A 23,377-nucleotide genomic window follows, 5' to 3' on the forward strand; every position below is an offset into this window, starting at 1 on the left:
CTTATACTCCTATATTTTCTAAAAAAGTCTTTGCAAATAAGGCGGCTTTATCAACGTCCTTCTCATTCGGCCGGTTCTTATGCATAAAGCCAAGGCTGCCCTTACAATGAAATTCTTTTGGTGACACCTTTAGCCCTTGTGCTTCCAACTCCCTTTTCATTGGTGCATAAGCATTTCCAAATGCCCCGGAACTAAAGACAACAACTTCTTTTATATTTGCCGGTTTTAATGTTTTAATAAAGGTTTTCATAGCGATGTCTAAATCGAAGCTGTACAGCCCTTGACCCAAAAACAGCACATCAACATATCCTTCTAATAAATCAGGAATCGGCTTGGCAGCAAGCCCTAATTGTGCAGCAATTCCATCTGCTAGTTTTTTGGTATGGCCTGTGTTTGTAAAATATCTTACCGCAATATTCATTCTTATATTCCTACCTTTCTTCACTGAAATTCTTATACTCTTTGTATAGTCATTTATAGTAACCAAAGTGAGCAGGAATCAAATTTTAGACAGGATTCCATGTTATGTATTTTGTTCTAAGTTAGCACTGTAGTTTTTAACTTAACACCCCAATTCCTCCAGATAATTATCAAACATATTATTCACTAGTTTATCCAGCAATTCATTTCTGGAACTGGTATTCCAGATATCATAAAACAAGTAATTGGCATATTCGCTCGCATTTAAGAACATTACCTGCATTGGGATAATAAGCTGAAAAGCCATTAACTTTAATTCAGTATCTGTTTTCTTATCTCCAAAGATTTCTTTTAGTACAGGTATGATAATGTTGATTGTATTAATGCTTCCATGTTTTAATTCCGAGGAAAAAGCAATTTCTGCAAAGGTATAGTTGCTAAAAGCGAAGCTTGATATGGCTTTTACAAGATTTTTTACTCGGCATACCGGGTGTTTTTCACCTGTTGAGCTTTCTAATATTGTTTTTGCAATATCTTCCATACAGTATCCGACAGCAATATTAACCAGATTTTCTTTGGACTGATAATAATAATTAATTAAGGCACTATTTACGCCTGCCATTTCTGCAATTTGCCGGTTTGTTATTTTACTTATGTCTTTTTGCTCCTGCAAAAGTTTTATTACTACTTCCATGATACGTTCTTTTGCTCCTGGATTCTCATTCATTTGCATGTGCCTCTCTTTCAAACAGTATTTTATATGAAGTAATTATGTCAGAGTTCTTTTGAATTCCCAGATGCTTTTTCTGTTAACATCATAGGATTTTGAAATCAATAAAATCACTCCTTCCTCAAGGGCTGACAGAAGAGGGATAATGATAACAAAGTATGGTGCTAAATTCCAATATATCCAAAATGGATATATTAAAAACAGGGCTAATCCTGTTAATTTATTACCATATGTGTGCATCATTGCCCATTGTTTAAACTTATATCTTGTTATTATGAAATTCATAAGCCTTATAGCGGCTATGATGATACAAATACCAATGATAAACATGTTAATTTTAAAATCAGTACGGAATAGTAATACATAAATAACGATACCCCAGAATATAAAATCAGCCAGACTATCCAGTTTGGCACCAAAAGTAGTTGCAGCGTGATAATGACGGGCTATGTAACCATCTGCAATATCAGTTAATCCGCAAAGAAGGTAGATTATTAAAAACAAACCTGAGGCAGCAGGTATTAATAATAGTAAAACAGATAAAGCAATTCGTGCAAGGGATAGTATGTTAGGTATGAGCTTCAAAAGTTAACCTCCGGTTTTAACTATAATTTAATCATGATTAAATTATACCAGTATACTTGTTTTTTGTCAATCATTAATTATTTTAATGTGGCAGGGAGGCTAACTGTAGTGCTGTTTGCGCTTAGTGGCATGGATGAGATTACAGGCGGGTCGGTGAAGTTTGGAGATACCGAACTATCTAATCTCTGCGAAAACGCCCTTGCGGATATTCGGAGGACAAAAATGGGCTTTGTCTTTCAGCAGCCCACCATGCTTAAAAACTTAAATATTTTGGATAACATCATCCTCTCCGCTGGGTATGATGGAAAGAAGGATATAGCCAAACTCACCCAAAAGGCAAAAGCTCTGATGAAGAAAACGGGAATTGCCGGACTTGAAAGCAGGGATACCACAGAGGTTTCGGGCGGACAGCTCCAGCGGGCTGGTATTTGCCGTGCCTTGATGAATGCGCCGGAGATTCTCTTTGCCGATGAGCCGACCGGTGCGCTTAACTCAAAATCAGCGGAGGAAATCATGGGGCTGCTGATGGACATCAACAAAGAGGGCACAGCCATATTGCTTGTAACCCACGATGTGAAAGTAGCGGCCAAGGCTGATAGGGTTTTGTTTACGAAGGATGGGAATATCATTTTCGAACTGCCGCTGCAAAGGTTCAGTGGCAGGGATATAGAGGCGAGAGTGGAAAAGGTACTCAACGGAATGGCGGCTATGGGTTTTTAGGCGCGGTAAAAAATTGCAAGCAGGAGCCTCCCAGCTCTCCATTGTAGAATGTTGCAAAATTCTTTAGCTGTATTTATTTCGTTAGATAAAAATCTCCATGACTTTCCACCTGACACATAAAATCGTGAGGTATTGGAACGCCATGGAGTGCTATTACATGTTCTACTCAGCAGATTCTGCGGGTAACGCTTCTGTGGTCAAGGTGTTAAGGCAGATAACTGCTTTATTAATAAGGTGGTCTTTAATCTCAAGAACCTTGATATGCAGCGTGTCTGTATCCAATTCTAGGGTAGTTCCATCTTCTGGAATGGAGCCGTAGAGACCAAATACAAATCCGCCAAAAGTGTCATAATCATCTATAGGTAAGGAAATTCCAAGTTGTTTAGCTACATCTAAAAGAGCAATACTTCCGTTTAATTTCCAGGTTGTTGAGTCGATTCTCTCGATAGAAGAAACCTCACCGATGATACCGTTATCATCATCAAATTCACCTACCAATTGTTCTACCAGATCATTAACCGTAACAATACCACTCATTCCGCCATATTCATCTAATACAATTGCAAAGTAATTATGACTGTGTTTCATATTTCTAAAAAGTAAATCCGCTTTAACGGTTTCAGGTACAAAATAAGCAGGTTTGACTGCATGCTTCATAATTTGTTCACGGCTTTTATCTTCTAACCTAAAGTAATCTTTTGCATTTAACACACCAACTACATTATCCACTGACTCGTCGCAGACCGGATACAGGGAATGACGGCTTTCATGAATTGTTTTCTCCCAAGCCTCAGGGCTTTCATCCATCCAAAGCAGAGATATTTCAGTTCTATGAGTAGCAATTTCACCAGCAGTTAAATCATCAAATTCAAATACGTTCTGGATTAATTCCTGCTCATCCTGATCAATGGTACCCTTTTCTCTACCCATATCAATCATCATACGGATTTCTTCTTCACTGACATTTTCATCTTCCTCATTGGGGTCAATGCCAATAAGCTTTAATATTCCATTGGTGGATGCTGTAAGCAGCCATACAACCGGTGCAAAAAGCTTAGAAATGAAAGTGATTAATGCAGACATTCCAAGAGCAAGACTTTCCGCTTTCTTCATAGCAACACGTTTTGGTACAAGTTCACCAAATATCAATGTGAAGTAAGAAAGAATAATTGTTATAACAATAACTGCAATCGTATCAAGTGTTTTTTCAGGTATGGTTACACCTAAGCTTACAAGCCAAGTGGTAAGATACTCTGAAAAGTTATCAGCTGCAAAGGCACTGCCTAAAAATCCGGAAAGGGTTATGGCAACCTGTATGGTAGATAGGAATCTGGCTGGCTGGCTGGTCAGTGTTGCAAGTCTTATTGCCTTTTTATTACCTTCCGCAGCCATTTTTGCAAGTTTATTATCATTTATAGAGATGACAGCAATTTCAGCACAGGCAAACACTGCATTAAATGCAATCAGAATGACCTGTAAAATTATCTGCCATATTATATTATCGTTCATAAATTTCCTCCTAATATTATCTTTAACAATATCCATTAAGTATAAACATTTTGTTATTAAGATTTATGAGCCTCAGCATCGAAGAACTATTTTTTTAGAGAGCCGGCAAGTGCTTACTTTGCTTCTTAGATACCAAGGCCTTTGCTGGTGATTTTCCATTCGGAAAGTACACTCCTTTCTTTCACGTATATATCTGTACCAGTTAATCTGATACAACAATTGAAAAGAATTTCCATATCAAAAGTTTTATTTCAAACCGGAATACGCAAAAAAGCATAGCCCACAGTTTGATACAACTGCAGGTTATGCTTCATTATGTATGATAATTTATATGAATAATAAATTCAGTATTAAGATTCGCGTCGCTACTGTCGCCGTCATCCATGATATTGAAAAATTCCTTTCTTAGATAAATATGTCTTATTATAATCAATTGATTCTGAAATGTCAATAGAACAATAAGAAGCGGACACGACAAACGCATGAATGTGTTCTATTAACAAGCACTTGAATGTATCTTTTTTAAGTATTACAGATTCAGAATGTTTTCCAAGTGTCTTTCAGGATTCGTTCCAATTGCAAAGCGTTTCATTTTCAGGCTCATGGGCGTTTTCCTTAATTCATATATCCTTAATACGTTCAATGCCAGTTTTCTCATGATATTTAAATTAAATGCTGCCTGCTTTTCAAGGGTGTGGTTGTCATCCTCTCGAAAGGTTACATCCAGATGCCAATGAAAACTTTCCACCATCCAATGTCCCCGAATCGCTCGGGCAATTTCGCTGACCTCTAGTGGTAGACTACTTATAAAATATCGGGTTTCCGTTATCTCTACCTCGTTTCTGACTATAGTATTGCGTGTCATTGCAATGGATTTCAGCCCTGCCCAGTCCTTCTTCTGCTCTAGCCATGCAATATCTACACTCTGCCAGTATTCGCGCTTCTCTATGCCGCCTCGCGCTTTCTCTATTGTCTTTGTATAGGCACACTGCTCCAATAATCCAACATCATCAAAATATAATTTCACATCCTCATGAAGTCTTCCCTGATTTCCTTTTAGGGCTAGCACGTAATCGGCTTTCTTTTTCCATATCTTCTTTACAATCTGCGTTTGCGTTCCCATTGCATCCGTTGTAATGATATGACCTTTCACGTTCAAATCGTCAAGCAGTTCAGGAATCGCTGTAATTTCATTGGTCTTTTCTTCTACTCGCTTTTGCCCAAGGCAGATTCCTTTCTCGTCCACTGCACTGACAATATGGTTTGCATTCTGGTCTTTGTTCCTATTTCCACATTGTGTTTTTCCGTCAATGGCGAGGATTTTTTTGATTTTTTCTCCTTCTCCGCTACTTAGCATCTCATTCCAAAGCAGTTGGAATTTCTGAAGAAACTCTGGGGATACCATGCTAAATACACGTTGAATCGTATCGTGAGAAGGAATGCCGTTTGGAAGCTCCAAATATCTTCGCAGAAACTTCTCATGTTCTTTCCCAAATATTTCTATTGCTATCCATTCGTCTGCATTTGCCAGCATTGCAAAGAATACCAGCGCTATAATATCACTCATCTTGTAAAGAATTTTTTTCTTCTGTCTTAAATCTTCTACTTGTTCTAAATATTTCAATGTCTTGTGCATTTTTTCATCCCCCTTGGAATGATTATACACTTTTCCCTTATTCTTATAAACCTTTAAATATATTCATGCGTTTGTCTTGAAGAAGCGGACTGAAAAATGTAAAATACAGGTAAAAATATTACCTGCAAAAGTAAAATATATCCATTCAAAAGAATTACATTAAAGGTTACTATTAAATATAGAAATCAGAAAGGATGGATATAAAAAAATGAAAAGAAAACTTATGGGGATATTCTTAACTGGCGTATTGTGTATTACAATGCTAGCAGGCTGCAGTGGCAGGGAGTCAGGCAAAAATGTGTCGGTGAACACAGGGGATACAGTTAAAAGCAATGAGGAAATTTCTTTAACGATGTGGACAATCGCGACGGAAAGTGATTCGTTCCATCAACCCTATCTAGATGCCATTGCTGAATTCGAGGCAAATCATCCGGGAGTGACGATTCAGATGGAAACGTTTGAAAATGAATCCTATAAAACAAAAATTAAGGCAGCAGTAGCAGCGAATGAACTGCCGGATATATTTTTTACTTGGGCAGGAGGTTTTTCACAGGCTTTTGTAGAATCCGGCAAGGTGTTAAGCCTGGATGATTATTACACAGCATATGCTTCTGAAATTACGGAGGCTGCACTGGCGAATGATATGTATAACGGAAAATTGTATGGTTCCGTTACCTGTACTCCTATTTCCGTTATGTGGTATAACAAGGCTATGTTTGAAAAACAAGGTGTTAAGGTACCTGTGACTTGGGAGGAATTTACGGAAGTATGCCAGAAATTTGTAGATGGAGGCATAACACCAATTGGTACCAGTGTTAAAGACACGTGGGTCTTAGCAATGCTGCATGACGGTCTTGCATTAAAATCGGCAGGACCTGAGAAGGTTGCAAAAGCATTGACCAAACAAGGACAGTCTTATGAGGATGAAGATTTTACGACCGCCGCTGGGTGTATTCGTGAACTGGTCGACATGGGTGCTTTTTTAGAAGGGGCAGCGGGGTTATCCAATGATGAAGCCAGTGCAGCCTTCTATGCAGAACAAATACCAATGTATTTTACCGGAAGCTGGATGGGCGGCTCCATTGTAACAGATGCAGAAAAGCCGGAGAACTTCTCCGTTGCGCCAATTCCGGTAGTTAATAGTACCAACGCCTCTATAACGGATTTTATGGGCGGTGGTTCCGATACCTTAATGGTATCTGCGGCTACCAAATATCCGGATATGGCAGCTGCAGCCGCCTTTGAAATTACCAGAGGGGTATCAAAATTCGCTTACCTGAGCGGTGCAGGTATTCCGGCCTGGACAGTTAATTACGATACGGCTGAAGTACCCAAATTAACGCAGGAAGTAGCAGCGTTGGCAGGAGATGCCACTTCTTATACCTTATGGTTTGATACTCTTATGAATTCTGATGATGCAGGAGAGTACTTATCCTTATTACAGGCTCTTTATACCGGAGATGTTACAGCGGAGGAGTTTACGAAGGAGATGGATGCCCAGTTAAGCCGTTAATTAAAACTCTCGATAAAGGTGGAGCCTATGAATAAAGTTCGCAGAAATAAAGCTGCTATTATAGTTTTTCTACTACCAGCGGCACTCTTATTTTTAACAATTATTATTGTTCCGATTTTTATGTCGGGATATTACAGTTTACTAGATTGGGATGGTATTACAAAAGGAACTTTCGTGGGATTTCAAAATTACATAGAGCTGGTGACAAGTAAATCCGCCGGATTTCCAAAGACCATTCTAAATGCTTTACTGCTTGCTGCATTATCTGTATTTATACAGCTTCCCCTTTCCCTTATGATTTCCCTCGCATTGGCGAGGGGAATCAAGGGAGAACGTGTATTTACAGCTGTCTTTTTTGTTCCGGTATTAATTTCCACCGTTGTAATTGGCCAGTTATGGTTAAAAATGTATAACCCACAGTATGGGATTGTAAATAGTTTTTTAACTATGATTGGACGAAAGGATTGGTGCCGTACCTGGCTTGGGGATAAGAAAACCGCATTAATTTCTGTGTTTATTCCTATGCTCTGGCAGTATGTAGGATATCATATGCTTTTAATGTATGCCGGAATTAAGAGTATCTCACCGGATATTAGAGAAGCTGCCTGTATTGATGGGGCAGCAGATGGGCAGATATCCCGGTATATTATTATACCTATGATTAAACCAGTGATAAGAATGAGCGTTATATTTGCTGTGACAGGCTCTTTAAAGGCGTTTGATTTAATCTATGTTCTGACCGGAGGAGGTCCTTCGCATGCAAGTGAAGTACCGAGTACGCTTATGGTTTCTATGATATTTGGAAGAGGCAGATATGGACTCGGAAGTGCAATTGCAGAAGTTATTATATTCTTATGCTTCTTTTTTGCTATTTTAATCAAACATCTCATTAAGACAGAGGAGGATTTATGAGTAAAAAGATAAAAAGCACCGGTCTTTATGGTGCCTTGGTTCTATGGGCAATTGTAAATCTGTTTCCTATATATTGGATGTTCACCTTTTCTTTAAAAGACAATTCGGAAATTTTTGGTTCTAATGTCCTTGGACTTCCCAAGGACTGGTTGTGGTCAAACTACGCAGAGGCACTGGGAAAAGGTAATATGGCACTTTACTTTTTTAATAGTATTATAGTTACCTTCTTAACAATCGCACTTACGCTCCTTTGCTCTTTAATGGCAGCCTATGCACTAACCAGAATGGAATGGAGGGGACGCAGAACAGTTCGAAATATATTTATGCTAGGGCTGACCGTACCAATTCATGCGGCAATATTACCGGTCTTTATTATGCTTCGCAGTTTCAAAATGACCAATTCTTATCAGGCGCTGATTCTGCCTTATACTGCATTTGCACTGGCTATGGCTATTATGATATGCCAAAGCTTCACAGAAAATATTCCGAGAGAATTAGAAGAAGCAGCGTGTATTGACGGATGTGGTGTCTACGGAATCTTTTGTCGGATTATACTGCCGTTAATGAAACCAGCATTGTCGACCATAGCTATATTTACCTTCTTGCAGGCTTGGAATGAATTAATGTTTGCAGTTATTTTTATCAGCGATTCCAGATACCGAACCTTGTCCGTCGGCATACAGACACTATCAGGAGCTTACACCACGAAATGGGGGCCAATTGGTGCGGCTCTTGTGATTGCTACTTTTCCAACCTTGATAGCTTATGGGTTCTTGGGGAAAGAGATTCAGAAAAGCCTCCTTGCTGGTGCCATTAAAGGATAAAACTCTTTGTGGAGTTTCGCCTACTCAGTAGGTGTTATAATGGAAGATAAATGGTAGTAAATTATATAATTTTATGGTATAGTAGAAATCAATAACATTACATTTTCTAAGACAAAAGATTACTGATATAAAATGGGGATAAAGGGGAAGTAGTCTGTTTATGGGGATTCGTAAATGGTTTTTAGCTATGAATTTACAGCGTAAGGTTCGTGTCTTTTTTTTGCTTCTGATGGCAATCTGCATCTTGTTCTGTTTTTATTTATTCTATGTCATCCTGGAAACGAATATGGAAGCTGCGGTTATAGAAAAAGAAGGTAATAACCGTGTTTCCATTACAAAAAATTGTGAAATTGCACTGGACAATCTAAACAGTATCAGCCGTTTGATAATGTTAAGTTCCAGTGTAACTGCTTATCTGACAGAGGACACAATATCTGCCGCCCAATCCAAAGCAGCCATTCAGGATATATACCGTATTCTGAATTCTTTTAACGTAACCTATTCTGTAACAGTACTTAGAATGGATCAGAGTTATATCAATACCGGTGTTGGAATAACCTATGTGGATACCGGTTCTTTATTTTATGGGGATTGGATTAAAGATATCACTGTAAAAAATGGTGGATATCTGATAAAGACCGGCAGAGATAAGGTCTTTCGGTCTAACACAGAAGAGATACTGACTTTTATAAGAAGTATTAATGATATTAACACCCAAAAAGAGATTGGTATACTGGCTATTAATATACCTGTAAGCTTTTTTGGGGAAACCTATGCGGGCCTTTCTGATAACAGTAATCATTTTGCATTTTTTGATAAAACAGGGTATTTAATCAGTAGTGATAAAGAATCTATATTTCATCATATCCAATTAGATAAAGAACTAGAGTTGAAGCAGACAGTTAAAAAAAGATTCTTTAAAGAATCAATACTAACGCTGGCGGAGGTGCCTAAGACTGATTTTGTATTAGTAACTTATTCTCAAGTAGAAATTCTGGAGGGTTTGTCCCAAAGGCTTGCCTTGGGCATTTTTATCGGTATTCTTTTTTTACTGCTTTATATGAATTTTATTAATACCTACATTGCAAGTAATGTGACAATACCAATCCAGAGGCTGGTTGCCAGCATGTCAGAAGTACAAAAAGGCTGGCTTCACCGGGTAAGCATAAATGTTAATAACGATGAAATTGGTTTATTAAAAGACAGCTATAATGCCATGCTCATTGAAATAAACCATCTGATAGAGGAATTAATCCAGAAGGAAAAGAATCTTCAAAAAGCAGAATTAGACGCTTTACATGAACAGATAAAGCCCCATTTCTTGTATAATACCCTAGATACCATAAGGTATCTGGCATTGGAGAACAAAACAGATAAGGTGTATCAAATGTTGGAAACACTGGCAAGCTTTTATAGGAGCTTCTTAAGTGAAGGCAGGCTTACTATTACACTGAGAGAAGAAATCGGAATTGCCAGAGATTATCTAACACTTCAGAAATATCGGTATGAAGATGTTTTTGAGGTTGAATACGATATTGAAGAAGAAGTTGCAGACATTCGGATTCCTAGATTGATATTACAGCCTTTAGTAGAAAATGCAATATACCATGGAATACGATTAAAGGGAGAGAAAGGTCTAATCAAGCTTACAGCCTATAAAAAAGATCATCTTTTGTATGTTAAGATTTATGATTCCGGTGTGGGCATGAACAAAGAGCAGATACAAGCATTGTTTCAGGGAAATCATACTAAAAGCTTTGGATTTAAAGGCACCATGGAACGAATTCGTTATTACTATAAAACGGAAGAGGTATTTGACATACACAGTATAGAGGGGGAATATTGTGAAATTGAATTAAAGCTGCCTTGTGAAAGGGAAGATTTGTGAGGATAGAGGTATGTATTTAGAGAAAAAGGAATCTTTATTATTCTAAGTAGCGGTAATGCTTATGCAAAACATATAACATAAGGTGTGGAATAGCATGATTTGTATGTGCGCTAACGCACACGAATGGGAGTCAAAATGTATAGGGTTATGATTATTGATGATGAAAAACCATTACGGAATCTGTTAAAAATGACCGTTCCGTGGGAAGAGTTAGGACTTGAGGTAGCAGGGGAGGCGGCAAGTGGAATTGAAGCCATACATACCATAGATGAAATTAAACCGCATATTGTATTTGTAGATATCCGTATGCCTTTTATGAATGGAATAGAATTTGCAAAGCTAGCCAAGAAGCGGTACAAAAATATAAGAATTATCATTCTGACTGCCTTTGATGAATTTGAATATGCAAGAACCTGTATTGGAATCGGAGTAACAGAATATCTGGTAAAGCCGCTGATAAAGCAGGATATTATCCAAGCTTGTGAGAAAGTAATATCTAGTTTAAGAGAACAGGAACCTGAGCTGGAAACAGAATCTACAGAGCTATTTACTCATTTTGATAAGATGAAAGAATATATCAAAAGAAATTACCGGAATTCAGAATTGAACCTTACTGCGATTGCTCAGGAGTTTGGCTTCAATGCAAGTTATCTCAGTCGAAGATTTAAAGCAGATACCGGTATGAGTATCATAGATTATATTACGAAATGCCGTATGGAAAAGGCGAAGGAATGTGCAAGGCAGAAAATGCTTATGTATATAACTGCAAAGGAAGTGGGCATTCCGGACCCGAATTATTTTGGTAAATGTTTTAAAAAATATACAGGTATAGCTTATTCTGAATTTTAAAATAAGGGCTAGCCGGTTCTTTCATAGGAATCCTAGTGATTACCTTTATAATTTATCTTGTAACCAGTCTTTTGTCTTTTATCCGAAAAAATTGGATATAAGAAAATTGATTTAATTAACTCTAAACAGCTAGGCTGTCAAGAAGGTTGTATGAGTGTCTGCTCTGTTTTTACAGGCAGAGGCTCATACAACCTTTTTATGGTTTGTGCAGAACTACCTGGATAAGCAGCAAATAAATCGTACTAAAATATAAAAGTCCTATTCCAACATATTTTGACAAAGTGTTTGACGAATGGAAAGAAATACATTATCATTAATACATTATTGAAGTAATACCACAGTTTATAATGCATATTGAAAGAAATTAATGTTACGATTTGCGGAAGAAAGTGTATGATTTAAGCATTTGACGCGGAAGATAACCATAGAAGCAAATCGGGTGAGGACACGCAATTTAAAAAGCAAAAGTTGTATGCATGCAGATGGGAGTTAGGTTAAGACGAAACACCTTATGGGGCTTATTATAACACATATGTAGGAGGTGTTTAATGAAACGCAAGTATTCCATTTTTGTAGTAACCTTTATAATTATAATATGCACTGTGGTAAGCAGCCTTTTTTTGCTTTCTATTAATAAGGTAAGCAACATATACATTGATAAAACCCAGGAATCCATCTATAGCCTGAAGAGGATTTTTTTAAAAGATACTGTGGACAATTTAGTGAAGGAAATAGATATAGAACGGGAGACTACCGCTGATGATATAAGATTAATTGTGGATAATATATATTCTATAATACGATTAGAGCTTAAAAATGCTGATTATTCATTGGAAGAAAGGATTCTCAGCCATTTTAAGTATAATAAGAATGATTATTGGACGGTGCTTTTGTGGGATAACAGTAAGAACCAGCCCATATACAATCCTCAGCAGATAAAAGGAGATACATGGAATACAGTAATATATAAGCTTACCTCAGAGCTGTCCTCTTACCGAATTATAACGGAAGGCAGAATAACTGCAATATTCGGTATTAACAATTCTTATATAGACGAATTGGTTAAAGCCAAAATTATTGAAAAAATCAGAACGCTACGATTTGAGGAAGATTCCTATATATGGATTAATGAAATATTAAATTATGAAGGCGGAGATAACTATGCCATCCGGAAAGTCCATCCCAATATGCCGGAAACAGAAGGGATGTATCTTTCCACATCTATGACAGATATAAAAGGAGAACATCCCTACCAGACGGAGTTAGATGGCATAAAACAAAACGGAGAGTTATTTTTTACTTATTATTTTAAAAAATATGAGAGTGATGAAATCTCTAAGAAACTAACCTATGCAAAGCTGTATAAAGAATATGACTGGGTAATTGCAATGGGAATTCAACTAGATGATATGCAGAGTTATATAGACCAGACTACAGGGGAAAGCAAAAGCTTAGCTTCCAGGCTCACCATTGCTTTAGTCTTTATTTTCTTTGTTATATTATTTTTAAGCTTTGCTTTGATTTTAGGTATTGAAAAAATGTACCATCATACTGCGAAAAGACAATTAGAAGCAGAAGTAAATCATGATCCGCTGACAAAAGCTTATAGTAGAAGATATGGGGACAAAGAGCTTAACCATGCCTTTAAAGAGTTTAAACAGACAGGCATCAGTCCTGGCATAATGTTATTTGATATGGATTATTTTAAAAAAATTAACGATACTTACGGACATGCTGTAGGTGACCTGGTTTTGATTGAAATAGTCAAGAGTATGAATCGGTTTATAAGAAGTACGGATAAATTAATCCGGTGGGGCGGAGATGAATTTGTTGCCGTTTTTAATGGTTTACAGAAGGAAAATGCCCATTATTTCGGCGAAAAGATGTTGATGGTCGCTTCTGCTATAAAGGTGCGGGTTGGTGAGGAAATCATTTATCCTACAATTTCTATTGGGATATCCTACTTTGAGGAAACAGATATAGACTATACAGATGTGTTAAAGCGTGCTGATGATGCTTTATATCAATCAAAAACTAAGGGTAGAAAGCAAACTACAGTAAATTAAATAGCAAAAAGTATTTTTCAATGATGGTTACAAGATAATAAACGAATGTAGAATCTGCAAAAAACATGTAGAATAGGCATTACCTCTTGTGAATCTGCGTTTCATAAAATATAATAAAAATGTAAGGATTTTACAATAAAATCTTAATAAAGGAGGGACAGGGAATACATATTGAGTTGGGATATAGTAATTCGATATAACGTGTTTGTGGGAACACTTTATATCGGATTGGTTTAGCCAGTAAAATCTAAATTTGAAATGGGATGTTTATAACCGTAAATTGGATGGAATAGTGGGATTATTTATACGGGGATAGAAAAAGCAGCAGAGGGCACAGGGAATGTCACTGCTGTTTTTTGTACTATTTTTTTCTTATATAAGTACAAAAAGAACAATGAACGGCTGTATAAATTTACAATATAAGTTAATAATATGTAGAATAAGCAAAAAAAATGTAGAATAAGCAAGAACTATTGTAAAGTATTAGTAAAAAAAATATAATAAAATTGCAACAAGAGTATGTAGTTTATGGAGAAGGAGGGCAGCAAAGAATATATAATGGGTTGGGTTATTTAGAGAAGGTATGAATTTCTCATTAAAGAGTATTCATACGGAAAGAAGGCAATCGAATCTGGGGTGGGTTTGATTACTGTGAAACAAGGTGTTTTAAGAGAGGGAGGAAAAATAAGGAATGAATATCTTAGAAACAAGAATGAATATTTTGAAAACAAGAATAAACAGTAAGTTTATTGTATGTGCACTTGTCCTTGCAATGCTTATGGGTGCCTTTGCCAATGTTAAAATCTTTGCAGCTGGTGTTTCAGTAACGGAAAGCGGAAGTTGGTATGAAAGCGCCTATATAAAATGGCAGCCCTTGCAAAGCGCTAAGGGTTACAATGTATATGTGAAACCAGCAAATGCTTCCGATTCAGCTTATGTCCAAATTGATAACCAGCTAATCAGACAATATGCCACATACTGGAGGGCGGATGCAGTAGGACTTTCCGCAGGAAATTATTTCGTAAAAGTAGAGGCAGTACTTTCTAATGGTACGAAAGTAAACCATGTATCCTCTACTTTGGAGGTAAAGGCGCACGACAGAAGTGGTTTTGCATTTTCTGGTGAGTCACAATATAAAACCGGCTCGGGTGCCTATAAGGAGGATGGAACCTTAAAGGATGGAGCACAGGTTATTTATATAACGTCCGAGACAGCCAAAACAGTAGAACTGGATGTAATCGTAAATAGTTCCGGTAAGTTACAGACGGGTACTGGCATTGGTGAAATATTAAACTTACGGCAGAAAGGCTATGATACACGACCTCTTTCCATTCGTTTCCTTGGAAGGGTAACGGATGAAAATATGAGTGGGCAGTTAAATAGCAGCGGTTACCTACAGGTAAAAGGAAAGTCCTCCTATGCCGAAATGAACATGACACTGGAGGGGATTGGTGAAGATGCAACTGCTTACGGCTGGGGAATTTTATTAAGAAATTGTGGAAATGTAGAAGTACGGAATCTAGGAATCATGTTATTTCCTGATGATGGTATCTCTCTGGATACCGGTAACTGTAATATATGGGTACATAATAATGATATCTTTTACGGAAGAGCTGGCTCCGATGCAGATCAGGCAAAAGGGGACGGCTCTGCGGATGTAAAAGGTGCATCTACTTATGTTACTATTTCTTATAATCATTTTTGGGACTCCGGTAAAAGCTCCCTATGCGGTATGAGTGATACGGCAGAATTCTTTGTAACCTACCACCATAACTGGTATGACCATTCTGATTCCCGCCATCCGCGTATTCGTGTGGCCTCCGTACATATCTATAATAATTATTTTGATGGGAATTCAAAATATGGCGTGGGTACTACAAAAGGCAGTTCTGCCTTTGTAGAAGCTAATTATTTCAGAAATTGTAAATATCCTATGATGAGTTCGAAACAAGGAACAGATGCGCTGGGCGACGGAACTTTCTCCGGTGAGAACGGTGGTATGATAAAGGCTTATAATAATATTGTAGAAGGTGCGTCCAGTCTTATCTATGCCAACTCAGATGCCGGAACAACCAGAGCAGATAACCGCTCCTATGATGCCTATCTGGCATCAGAAAGAAATGAAATAGTACCAGCCTCTTATAAAACCATAGCAGGAGGTACAGGCTATAATAATTTTGATACCAGAAAAGATATGGGAGTAGCTCTTTCTGCGATTGATTCGGTTGGTGATGTAAAGGCGATTGTAACTGCTGATGCCGGTCGTTTAAATGGCGGAGATTTTACCTGGGTATTTGATAATGCAGTTGATGATAAGTTGTATACGGTAAATACTGCTTTAATGAATAAAATCAGAAATTATCAATCCGAACTTATTTCTGTTGGAGGCAATTCAGAACAAGTTACACCTATACCAACTACAATTCCGACGGTAGTACCAACAGCAGTACCAACCGTAACACCGACAGCAGTTCCTACAGTAAATCCAACACCAACACCGGTTACTGGCGGTTATATACATAACTTTACCACAGACGGAAAAGATAGTAGTTTTTTTACCATTAAAGGGAACCTATCCTCCAGTAAAGGTTCAGTTATCTATGAAGGCATAACACTGACCCAGTGTTTGAAGATGGAAAGCTCCACCAATATTGAGTTTACCTTAAGTGAACCGGCTTCCTTAACCTTAGTATTTAATTCCCCGGATGGAGTGAACGTAAAGATTGATAATACGGAGCATCCGGTAAGAGATGGAATTGTAACCGTTTTACTTGACAGCGGAGTGCATGCTGTTACCAAAGGGGATGTTGCTAATTTATACTATATGGAAGTGAAATAAAACTATTACTTGCCAGCATTATGACAAATTCAGTATAATGCTGGCAATAATTATGAAAAAAAATGTTGATTTTTCTGCTAAAGTATGTTATAAATTTAACATACATGTTCTAAAACATGTTCTATATTTAATCAGGGAGGAAGTTATGAAGAAAAATTTATTTGGCAGAACTGGAAAAAGATTTATGGCCTTAGGTCTGACAGCAATGTTAACGGTATCTTTGTTTGCTGGCTGTACAAAGAAAACTGTCCCAAGTAATTCCCAGTCAGGTGCCGAACCCACGACAGGTGTTGTAACTACGGAGGAAGGAAAGTATACAGCAGGAACTTACACAGCGACAGTAACCGGTATGCATGAAATGACTGTTACTGTTACAGTATCAGAAACGGAAATTCTGGACATTAAAGTTGACCATCAGGAGACACCGGGTGTCGGAGAACCAGCAGTGGAATCCATTCCAGCTGAAATTCTTGACATTCAGGGACTTGGCGTTGATACTGTATCCGGTGCCACTTTGACAAGTAATGGTATATTAGAAGGTGTGAAGGAATGTTTAAAACAGGCAGGCCTTAGCGACGAAGAAATAGAGAATTTGGCAAAAATAAAAAAAGCTGTGGAAGAGGAAGAAGACCAGGAACTGACTGCTGACGTTGTTGTAATCGGAGCAGGCGGTGCCGGTATGGCAGCAGCAGTTACTGCTAGTCAGGCAGGCAAAAAAGTAATTGTAATTGAAAAAACTGGAAAGATGGGTGGTAACACTATACTTTCAGGTGGAGCACTAAATGCAGTAGATGAGGGAAGTGAAACGGCTCTTGCCAATAAAGACAGTGTGGAAAATCACTTTAACCAGACTTTTGAAGGAGGAGATAAAGAAGGGGATTCTGTATTAGTACATTCCCTTGTTGAAAATGCTTGGTCAGGAGTAGAATGGTTAAAGAGCCTTGGTATGGAATTTAATGATGGTGTGTTTACCGTAACCGGTGGTATGTGGCCTCGTGCTCATAAACCGGTAGAACCGGAAGGCACAGGCTTCTTTAAAACCTACCAGGAATACCTTAATACCCATAGTGAAATCACCATGGTGTATAATACAACAGCAAAAGAATTTGTTGTTGAAAACGGCGTGGTAACAGGCGTAGTTTGTACCGGTAAAACTGGTAATACAATAACTGTTAAAGCTTCAAATGGTGTAGTACTTGCAACCGGAGGTTTTGGTCAAAATATCGAAATGCGTATAAAGTACAATGATATAACAAAGAAATGGCCGACCTTGGATGAATCCATACCAAGCACCAACACGAGCGGAATTACAGGTGACGGTATTATTATGGCAGAAGCAATAGGAGCTAATCTTGTTCAAATGGGTAACATTCAGTTATTACCATTAGGTGATCCTAAGACAGGAAGCCTTTCTGGTAACATAGAACATGCAGTAGAAAGCCGTATCTTTGTTAATCTGGAGGGTAACCGTTTTGTGAATGAAGGCGGTCGCCGTGATGAAATGACTTTGGCATTATTTGAACAACCTGAAACAAAAATGTATATCGTTATGGATAGCGATACATATAAAGAAGGCAACGAGTTAAATAACTTTGGCGAAAGTATCGCCGATTTAGTAGCTGCCGGACGCGCTTTAAAAGCTGATACATTGGAAGAGCTGGCAGCACTTATGGGAGTACCTGCAAAAAATCTTCTGGAAACGGTGGAAAATTACAACCGTTATTGTAAGGGTGGAGATGCAGAAGGACAAACCGATGAATTCGGTCGTATTTTATTCACAGATACAGATGGTGTAAACAACGGAATCAATAATGGGCCTTTCTATGCAGCACTTCGTGTACCTACCGTACACCATACAATGGGTGGTGTTCAAATCAATGAACAGGCTCAAGTTATGGATACAAATGGTAATGTAATTCCGGGACTGTTTGCTGCCGGTGAGGTAACAGGAGGCATCCATGGAAGTAACCGACTTGGAGGTAATGCCTTGACTGACACGGTAGTATTCGGACGTATTGCTGGTACAAGTGCATCAGAATTTACAAAATAATTGAATAAGCCGAGAACAATGCTCTGTAAAAGGTACATATTAAGTACTTTTTACAGGGTATTTTTGTTTAATGGTAAGGTTTCTTATGACAAGATTAATCGCAAAAAAAGGTGCCCATTCTTCCTTGGAGCATGAAACGGGTTTTCATTTCTGGAAAAAAATGATATAGTATTAAGGAACCCAAAAGATAAGGAACAGATATAAAGGAGATAGCGAAATGAACCCGGAAATAAAACACAGGGCAAGAAAACAGGAACTATTTCAGCAGATAAACCAACTGATAGAAAAAGAGGGTTTTGCAAACCTGACAATTCGGAAAATATGTAAAAACCTTGATATATCTATTGGCACCTTCTATCATTATTTTCCCGATAAAAGCGATATTGCCTGGATACTATTCTCTGATATTGACAATTATTTTGAAACAGAGGTAGTTAAGGAATTCAGTGATAAGGAACCGGATAATCTTATAACCTTCTCTATGGAATATGGAGCATTTATTATGAAACGAGGGGTGGAAAACTGTCGCTGCATTAATTTGGCTCCGCTAAAAAGCAAAGGTCACAGTTATTTAGATGAAGGTAGAAGTATTTTTTTGAACCTCTATGGTATTTTTCAAAGAGGAACTGAGAAGGAACAATTTGCACTTACTGGTGACAGTCTGGAAACTGCCCGTATGTATATGATATTACTGCGTGGTTATTGCACCGACTGGGCAAAGCGGGAGGGTAATTATGATTTGGTGGATGCGCTAAAACGTTTCAGCATATTGTTTTGCAAAAGTCTGATAAATAATCCTTCATAGTAGTATACTTTAGATATTGAGGTAATTAAATGTATACAGAGAAAAGATATACAAACAAGGGATGTACAGAATAGAATAAGCAGAGCAAAAAATAAGCAAAGTGTTTATATACTATAATAAAGGATAAATCGATAAGACATTTAGAAAAAGAATCATATGAGTGAAAGAAATACAGAAAAAGGAACGGCTGTCACATAGGATACGTTCACTCTTTACTAATTGTGGCAGTATCACAGGTAACCTGTGATATGCAATGGGGGAAAGGTTGAATAAAGATATAAAACCCCTTGATTTGTACGCGACAAATGGTCGCAGATGGGAGCGAAATATGAAAATACAAAAGGTTACATTAATTGGTTTAGGTGCAATGGGAGTTTTTTTCGCTCCTCAGTTAGAAGATTTTTTAGGAAAAGAGAACTTTAGAGTTTTGGCTGATGGGGAACGTAAACAAAGATTGGAAGATAAAGGAGTTACAGTGAATGGAATAAATCACAAATTTCATATCATTACGCCCGATACAACAGGTGATGAGGCTGATCTAATTATAATGGCAGTAAAGGATACAGGACTTTCTAAGGCAATTGAGGATATTAAAAATCAGGTAGGAAAGCATACACAGATTCTTTGCGTAATGAACGGAATAGACAGTGAAAATCAACTTGCAGCGGTTTACGGTTGGGAGCATGTTCTGTATTCCTATATGAGAATCTCCATTTCTATGAAGGAAGGAAAAGCTGATTTTAACCCGCAGCTCGGCAAGGTACATTTTGGGGAGGCAGATAATACAGAATTAACGGATAGGGTAAAGGCAGTAAAGGAACTGTTTGAAGCCAGCGGAATCAAGTATCAAATAGATACGGATATGAGAAAAGGTCTGTGGTTTAAGTTTATGTGTAACATAGGAGAAAATATGACCTGCGCGCTGTTAGAAGTTCCTTTTGGTGCTTTTCGTGAAAGTGAACATGCCAATGCTATTAGGCACAAAGCCATGGAAGAAGTGATAGCCATAGCAAATCGCCTTGGTATTGATTTGGGAGAAGAAGACATAAAACGTCAAGATGCTAGAATACAGCAAATTCCATTTGGCAACAAACCGTCCACCTTACAGGATTTAGAGAATGGAAGGCTGACAGAGATAGAGATGTTTGCCGGAAAAGTAGTGGAAATGGGTAAGGAATTAGGGATAGATACACCTTACAACTGGATGTTCTATCACGCAATTAAAGTAAAGGAAGAAAAACTGTCTGGAAGATTCCTTCCATAATTTTGTTTAAATATATTAAAGTTCATAGCATTATCAATAGAGAAATGAACAGGCACAAAGTTAGTTTTCGGGGTTTCTTACCTTCTTCCGAAAGGCACCTGGAGTTAAATCGGTGCTTTTTTTAAATTGACGGATAAAGTGATAGACCTCACTATATCCTAACTCCTGTGCAATCCGTTTGACTGGTAAATCCGTTGAGGTCAATAACTCTTTAGCACAGGTAATCTTTGTTTGAATCACATCTGTTATACAGGTTACACCAAACGCTTTCTTATACATAACCTGGAAGTAGGCTTGGGAAAGATGGGCTTTTGCAGCCAATTCCTCTATTGTCCAGGTTTTTTCTGGTGAATTTAAAATAAGGTTTCGTACGGAATTCAAATCTTCATAATGGGGCAGACAGGTATTTTCCTGCTGTAATAAATCATATTGTTCAGCAACTCGTATCATGAGAAGGTGAATTAATAAATCCGTAATCCGATTCCAATATTTATTTTTTGAATTCTCTTCTGCTATTTCTTTTAAGGTTCTGCTAATACAACTATCCTTTGAGACCTGAATGGGTTTGTTCAAAGGATAAGTCAATTCTTTTAAAAATTCTGTTCTGTCTTTTACTGCAAAATGTAAATAATCGTCAACGTATTTTGCACCATTTGGAAAGTACTTATGTGGCACGAAATTATCAATAAGTATAACGGAAGGAGCAGACACCGTGAAGACCTCTTTGTTAATAACAAAGGTACTGGGAGATTTTGCAAAGAGGAACGTAAAATCTGTCCGGCCATTTGGGCGGTCTTGAAGAAAGTCACTTCCATGAACATTATTCAATGAAATAAAATGTATGTACATCTACGAAACTCCTCTCTATAAAAAACAAATTATATATCAATTATTTGTAATTATACAGCATTGTTGTTGGTCAATCAAGGTTTTATAATAAATATGTTATGAAATGTGTATAAAAACAAGACTAAAAAAAGCTTTAAAAATGATTAAATGCCTAAAATGTCTATAAAATAGGTTTCGTAAAAACAGTTAAGGGGCAGACAATAATTTGCGAACAGGCAAATATAGGAGGACAAAATAGTGTGCAGTAATCCAATTATTTGGGCGGATTTCCCTGATTTGGATGTTATTCGTGTAGAGGATACATATTATATGATAAGTACAACCATGCATTTTATGCCGGGTGGGGTAATACTACGTTCTTATGACTTGTATCATTGGGAATTGGCGGCCTACGTTTATGATCGGTTGGAGGAGACGAAAGGTCAGAAACTTAGCGAGGATAAAAATATATATGGGAAAGGTATGTGGGCAGCTAGTCTTCGGTATCATGAGGGTATATTTTATGTCTGCTTTGTTGCCAATGATACCCACAAAACCTATTTATATCAGGCTGAAAATATTGAGGGACCTTGGAGAAAGCAATATATAGACGGATTTTATCATGATTGCTCCCTGTTGTTCGAAGAGAAACGAGTATATATCGTATATGGGAATAAAGAAATCTATATAACAGAGTTAGATCAAAATCTGTCCGGCCCAAAGAAGGGCGGTCTTCACCGGATGCTGCTTAAGGATACAAATAACGTTATATTAGGGTATGAGGGATCACATATCTATAAAATCAATAATAAATACTATTTGTTTCTTATTCATTGGCCTGCAGAAGGAACAAAACGCAGAGTACAGTCCTGCTTTGTGTCAGATTCCCTTCAAGGCGATTTTGTAGGAAAAGATGTACTAGATGATGATTTAGGATTTTTTAATCAGGGAGTTGCACAGGGAGGTATTGTAGATACACCCGCAGGCGAGTGGTATGCTATGTTATTTCAGGATCATGGAGCTGTAGGAAGAATTCCGGTACTTGTTCCGTTTGTCTGGGAGGAGGATTTTCCGGTCTTTGGATTTGATGGAAAAGTGCCAGGGATACTCCGTGTAGAAAGTACGCGTAAAGGGCATCTGTATGAGCCACTTGTAGCCAGTGATGATTTCAATTATCTGCCGGATAAAGAAGGCAGAGTACATTTAAAGAAGATGTGGCAATGGAATCATTTGCCTGAAAATGAATTATGGTCTGTTCTTGAGAATCCGGGTCACTTACAGTTAAAAACTGCAAGTATATGTAAAGGTCTTGAGCAAGCCAGAAACACCTTGACACAACGTTTAATGGGGCCGGTCTCTCAGGTTTTTGTAACGGTGGAGTACGGCGGTTTAAAAAATGGGGATTACGCCGGTATTTGTGCATTACAGGGGGATTTTGGATTTATAGCAGTTAAAAGAAATGAGAATAAGAATTATCTTGTTATGGCAGCTAAAGAGGCTGTCCAGACACACCCATACGGAGAACAAGTCCGTCAGGAACAGGAATACGCTAAAGTCCCTATAACGGGAACGCAAATTACTTTAATGGTATCAGTTGATTTTTGCAACATGGCAGATGAAGCGGAATTTTTTTATTTGGAAGATGAGAAATTTAAGAGGCTTGGTCCAATTCATAAGTTAACGTTCAGATTAGATCATTTTGTCGGATGCAGGGTGGGTCTGTTTTATTATTCTACAAAAGAGTCCGGTGGTAAAGTCAGTTTTAGTGAATTTACGTATAATCAAAAATAGTCATTGTAAGAAAATGGAATAAAAGAGAATAAAAGATACAATATGTATATTTTATTCTCTTTTATGATGTAAAAAATATATAAAATATATAAAAATGTATTATTAATATAAAAACTCTTGGATTACTTTATTACATAAAGTTACAAAA

18 protein-coding genes are annotated in these 23,377 nt (G+C 37.6%); 12 read left to right on the forward strand and 6 right to left on the reverse strand.

Annotated features, from left to right (window positions below; genetic code table 11):
• Nucleotide 1: 1 nt before the first annotated feature.
• The 3 genes from acsn021_RS07865 to acsn021_RS07875 all read right to left on the reverse strand — a co-directional run bounded on the left by acsn021_RS07865 (nt 2) and on the right by acsn021_RS07875 (nt 1,735).
• Nucleotides 2–421 (reverse strand): NADPH-dependent FMN reductase family protein, encoded by a 420-nt coding sequence (locus acsn021_RS07865; protein WP_184093615.1) that lies wholly within the window; start codon nt 419–421, stop codon nt 2–4.
• A gap of 141 nt (nt 422–562) precedes the next feature.
• Entirely contained in the window at nt 563–1,147 is a 585-nt protein-coding gene (locus acsn021_RS07870) for a TetR/AcrR family transcriptional regulator (protein WP_184093616.1), read from the reverse strand.
• Nucleotides 1,148–1,189: 42 nt separating this feature from the next.
• Nucleotides 1,190–1,735: a CDP-alcohol phosphatidyltransferase family protein gene (locus acsn021_RS07875; protein ID WP_184093617.1), complete on the reverse strand. Its 546-nt coding sequence runs from the start codon at nt 1,733–1,735 to the stop codon at nt 1,190–1,192.
• Nucleotides 1,736–1,843: 108 nt separating this feature from the next.
• Here acsn021_RS07875 and acsn021_RS07880 point away from each other — a divergent pair, with 108 nt between their 5' ends.
• Entirely contained in the window at nt 1,844–2,455 is a 612-nt protein-coding gene (locus acsn021_RS07880; RefSeq protein ID WP_243182323.1) for an ABC transporter ATP-binding protein, read from the forward strand.
• Between the two features lie 162 nt (nt 2,456–2,617).
• Here the strand turns inward: acsn021_RS07880 and acsn021_RS07885 are convergent, their stop codons facing one another.
• On the reverse strand, nt 2,618–3,964 hold the full coding sequence (locus acsn021_RS07885) for a hemolysin family protein (protein ID WP_184093619.1): 1,347 nt from the start codon (nt 3,962–3,964) through the stop codon (nt 2,618–2,620).
• Nucleotides 3,965–4,493: 529 nt separating this feature from the next.
• Complete coding sequence (locus acsn021_RS07890) at nt 4,494–5,600, reverse strand: ISAs1 family transposase (protein WP_184096203.1); 1,107 nt, start codon at nt 5,598–5,600, stop codon at nt 4,494–4,496.
• 208 nt (nt 5,601–5,808) lie between these two features.
• On the opposite strand from acsn021_RS07890, the gene acsn021_RS07895 reads away from it, so the two are divergent.
• From acsn021_RS07895 to acsn021_RS07940, 10 genes are all read left to right on the forward strand, one after another.
• Complete coding sequence (locus acsn021_RS07895) at nt 5,809–7,113, forward strand: extracellular solute-binding protein (protein WP_184094290.1); 1,305 nt, start codon at nt 5,809–5,811, stop codon at nt 7,111–7,113.
• Nucleotides 7,114–7,140: 27 nt separating this feature from the next.
• Entirely contained in the window at nt 7,141–8,025 is an 885-nt protein-coding gene (locus acsn021_RS07900) for a carbohydrate ABC transporter permease (RefSeq protein WP_184094292.1), read from the forward strand.
• Entirely contained in the window at nt 8,022–8,849 is an 828-nt protein-coding gene (locus tag acsn021_RS07905) for a carbohydrate ABC transporter permease (protein ID WP_184094294.1), read from the forward strand. Before acsn021_RS07900 ends, acsn021_RS07905 begins: the two co-directional genes overlap by 4 nt.
• A gap of 160 nt (nt 8,850–9,009) precedes the next feature.
• A complete protein-coding gene (locus tag acsn021_RS07910; RefSeq protein ID WP_184094296.1) occupies nt 9,010–10,737 on the forward strand; it encodes a cache domain-containing sensor histidine kinase in 1,728 nt (575 codons plus the stop codon).
• Between the two features lie 135 nt (nt 10,738–10,872).
• Nucleotides 10,873–11,586, forward strand: a complete 714-nt coding sequence (locus acsn021_RS07915; protein ID WP_184094298.1) for a response regulator transcription factor — start codon at nt 10,873–10,875, stop codon at nt 11,584–11,586.
• A 548-nt stretch (nt 11,587–12,134) separates the two neighbouring features.
• Nucleotides 12,135–13,652 carry a sensor domain-containing diguanylate cyclase gene (locus acsn021_RS07920; RefSeq protein ID WP_184094300.1) on the forward strand — a complete coding sequence of 506 codons (1,518 nt, stop codon included), beginning with the start codon at nt 12,135–12,137 and terminating at the stop codon, nt 13,650–13,652.
• A gap of 691 nt (nt 13,653–14,343) precedes the next feature.
• Nucleotides 14,344–16,491, forward strand: a complete 2,148-nt coding sequence (locus tag acsn021_RS07925) for a pectate lyase family protein (protein WP_197978600.1) — start codon at nt 14,344–14,346, stop codon at nt 16,489–16,491.
• A 145-nt stretch (nt 16,492–16,636) separates the two neighbouring features.
• Entirely contained in the window at nt 16,637–18,541 is a 1,905-nt protein-coding gene (locus acsn021_RS07930; RefSeq protein ID WP_184094302.1) for a flavocytochrome c, read from the forward strand.
• Between the two features lie 217 nt (nt 18,542–18,758).
• The gene (locus acsn021_RS07935) at nt 18,759–19,346 is read left to right on the forward strand and encodes a TetR/AcrR family transcriptional regulator (protein ID WP_184094304.1); all 588 of its coding nucleotides are present in this window, start codon (nt 18,759–18,761) and stop codon (nt 19,344–19,346) included.
• Between the two features lie 328 nt (nt 19,347–19,674).
• A complete protein-coding gene (locus tag acsn021_RS07940; protein WP_184094306.1) occupies nt 19,675–20,610 on the forward strand; it encodes a ketopantoate reductase family protein in 936 nt (311 codons plus the stop codon).
• A 60-nt stretch (nt 20,611–20,670) separates the two neighbouring features.
• Here acsn021_RS07940 and acsn021_RS07945 read toward each other — a convergent pair whose 3' ends face one another.
• On the reverse strand, nt 20,671–21,459 hold the full coding sequence (locus acsn021_RS07945) for an AraC family transcriptional regulator (RefSeq protein ID WP_184094308.1): 789 nt from the start codon (nt 21,457–21,459) through the stop codon (nt 20,671–20,673).
• A gap of 237 nt (nt 21,460–21,696) precedes the next feature.
• Here acsn021_RS07945 and acsn021_RS07950 point away from each other — a divergent pair, with 237 nt between their 5' ends.
• On the forward strand, nt 21,697–23,229 hold the full coding sequence (locus acsn021_RS07950; RefSeq protein WP_184094310.1) for a glycoside hydrolase family 43 protein: 1,533 nt from the start codon (nt 21,697–21,699) through the stop codon (nt 23,227–23,229).
• The last annotated feature ends 148 nt before the right edge of the window (nt 23,230–23,377 follow it).

This window comes from Anaerocolumna cellulosilytica (assembly GCF_014218335.1).
Classification (GTDB): Bacteria; Bacillota; Clostridia; order Lachnospirales; family Lachnospiraceae; genus Anaerocolumna; species Anaerocolumna cellulosilytica.

Excerpts from the sequence above, each read along its gene's own strand:
- acsn021_RS07865 (WP_184093615.1), bottom strand. The coding sequence starts at position 421 with ATGAATATTGCGGTAAGATATTTTACAAACACAGGCCATACCAAAAAA.
- acsn021_RS07870 (WP_184093616.1), bottom strand. The coding sequence starts at position 1,147 with ATGAATGAGAATCCAGGAGCAAAAGAACGTATCATGGAAGTAGTAATA.
- acsn021_RS07885 (WP_184093619.1), bottom strand. The coding sequence starts at position 3,964 with ATGAACGATAATATAATATGGCAGATAATTTTACAGGTCATTCTGATT.
- acsn021_RS07890 (WP_184096203.1), bottom strand. The coding sequence starts at position 5,600 with ATGCACAAGACATTGAAATATTTAGAACAAGTAGAAGATTTAAGACAG.
- acsn021_RS07895 (WP_184094290.1), top strand. The coding sequence starts at position 5,809 with ATGAAAAGAAAACTTATGGGGATATTCTTAACTGGCGTATTGTGTATT.
- acsn021_RS07900 (WP_184094292.1), top strand. The coding sequence starts at position 7,141 with ATGAATAAAGTTCGCAGAAATAAAGCTGCTATTATAGTTTTTCTACTA.
- acsn021_RS07905 (WP_184094294.1), top strand. The coding sequence starts at position 8,022 with ATGAGTAAAAAGATAAAAAGCACCGGTCTTTATGGTGCCTTGGTTCTA.
- acsn021_RS07910 (WP_184094296.1), top strand. The coding sequence starts at position 9,010 with ATGGGGATTCGTAAATGGTTTTTAGCTATGAATTTACAGCGTAAGGTT.
- acsn021_RS07915 (WP_184094298.1), top strand. The coding sequence starts at position 10,873 with ATGTATAGGGTTATGATTATTGATGATGAAAAACCATTACGGAATCTG.
- acsn021_RS07920 (WP_184094300.1), top strand. The coding sequence starts at position 12,135 with ATGAAACGCAAGTATTCCATTTTTGTAGTAACCTTTATAATTATAATA.
- acsn021_RS07925 (WP_197978600.1), top strand. The coding sequence starts at position 14,344 with ATGAATATCTTAGAAACAAGAATGAATATTTTGAAAACAAGAATAAAC.
- acsn021_RS07930 (WP_184094302.1), top strand. The coding sequence starts at position 16,637 with ATGAAGAAAAATTTATTTGGCAGAACTGGAAAAAGATTTATGGCCTTA.
- acsn021_RS07935 (WP_184094304.1), top strand. The coding sequence starts at position 18,759 with ATGAACCCGGAAATAAAACACAGGGCAAGAAAACAGGAACTATTTCAG.
- acsn021_RS07940 (WP_184094306.1), top strand. The coding sequence starts at position 19,675 with ATGAAAATACAAAAGGTTACATTAATTGGTTTAGGTGCAATGGGAGTT.
- acsn021_RS07945 (WP_184094308.1), bottom strand. The coding sequence starts at position 21,459 with ATGTACATACATTTTATTTCATTGAATAATGTTCATGGAAGTGACTTT.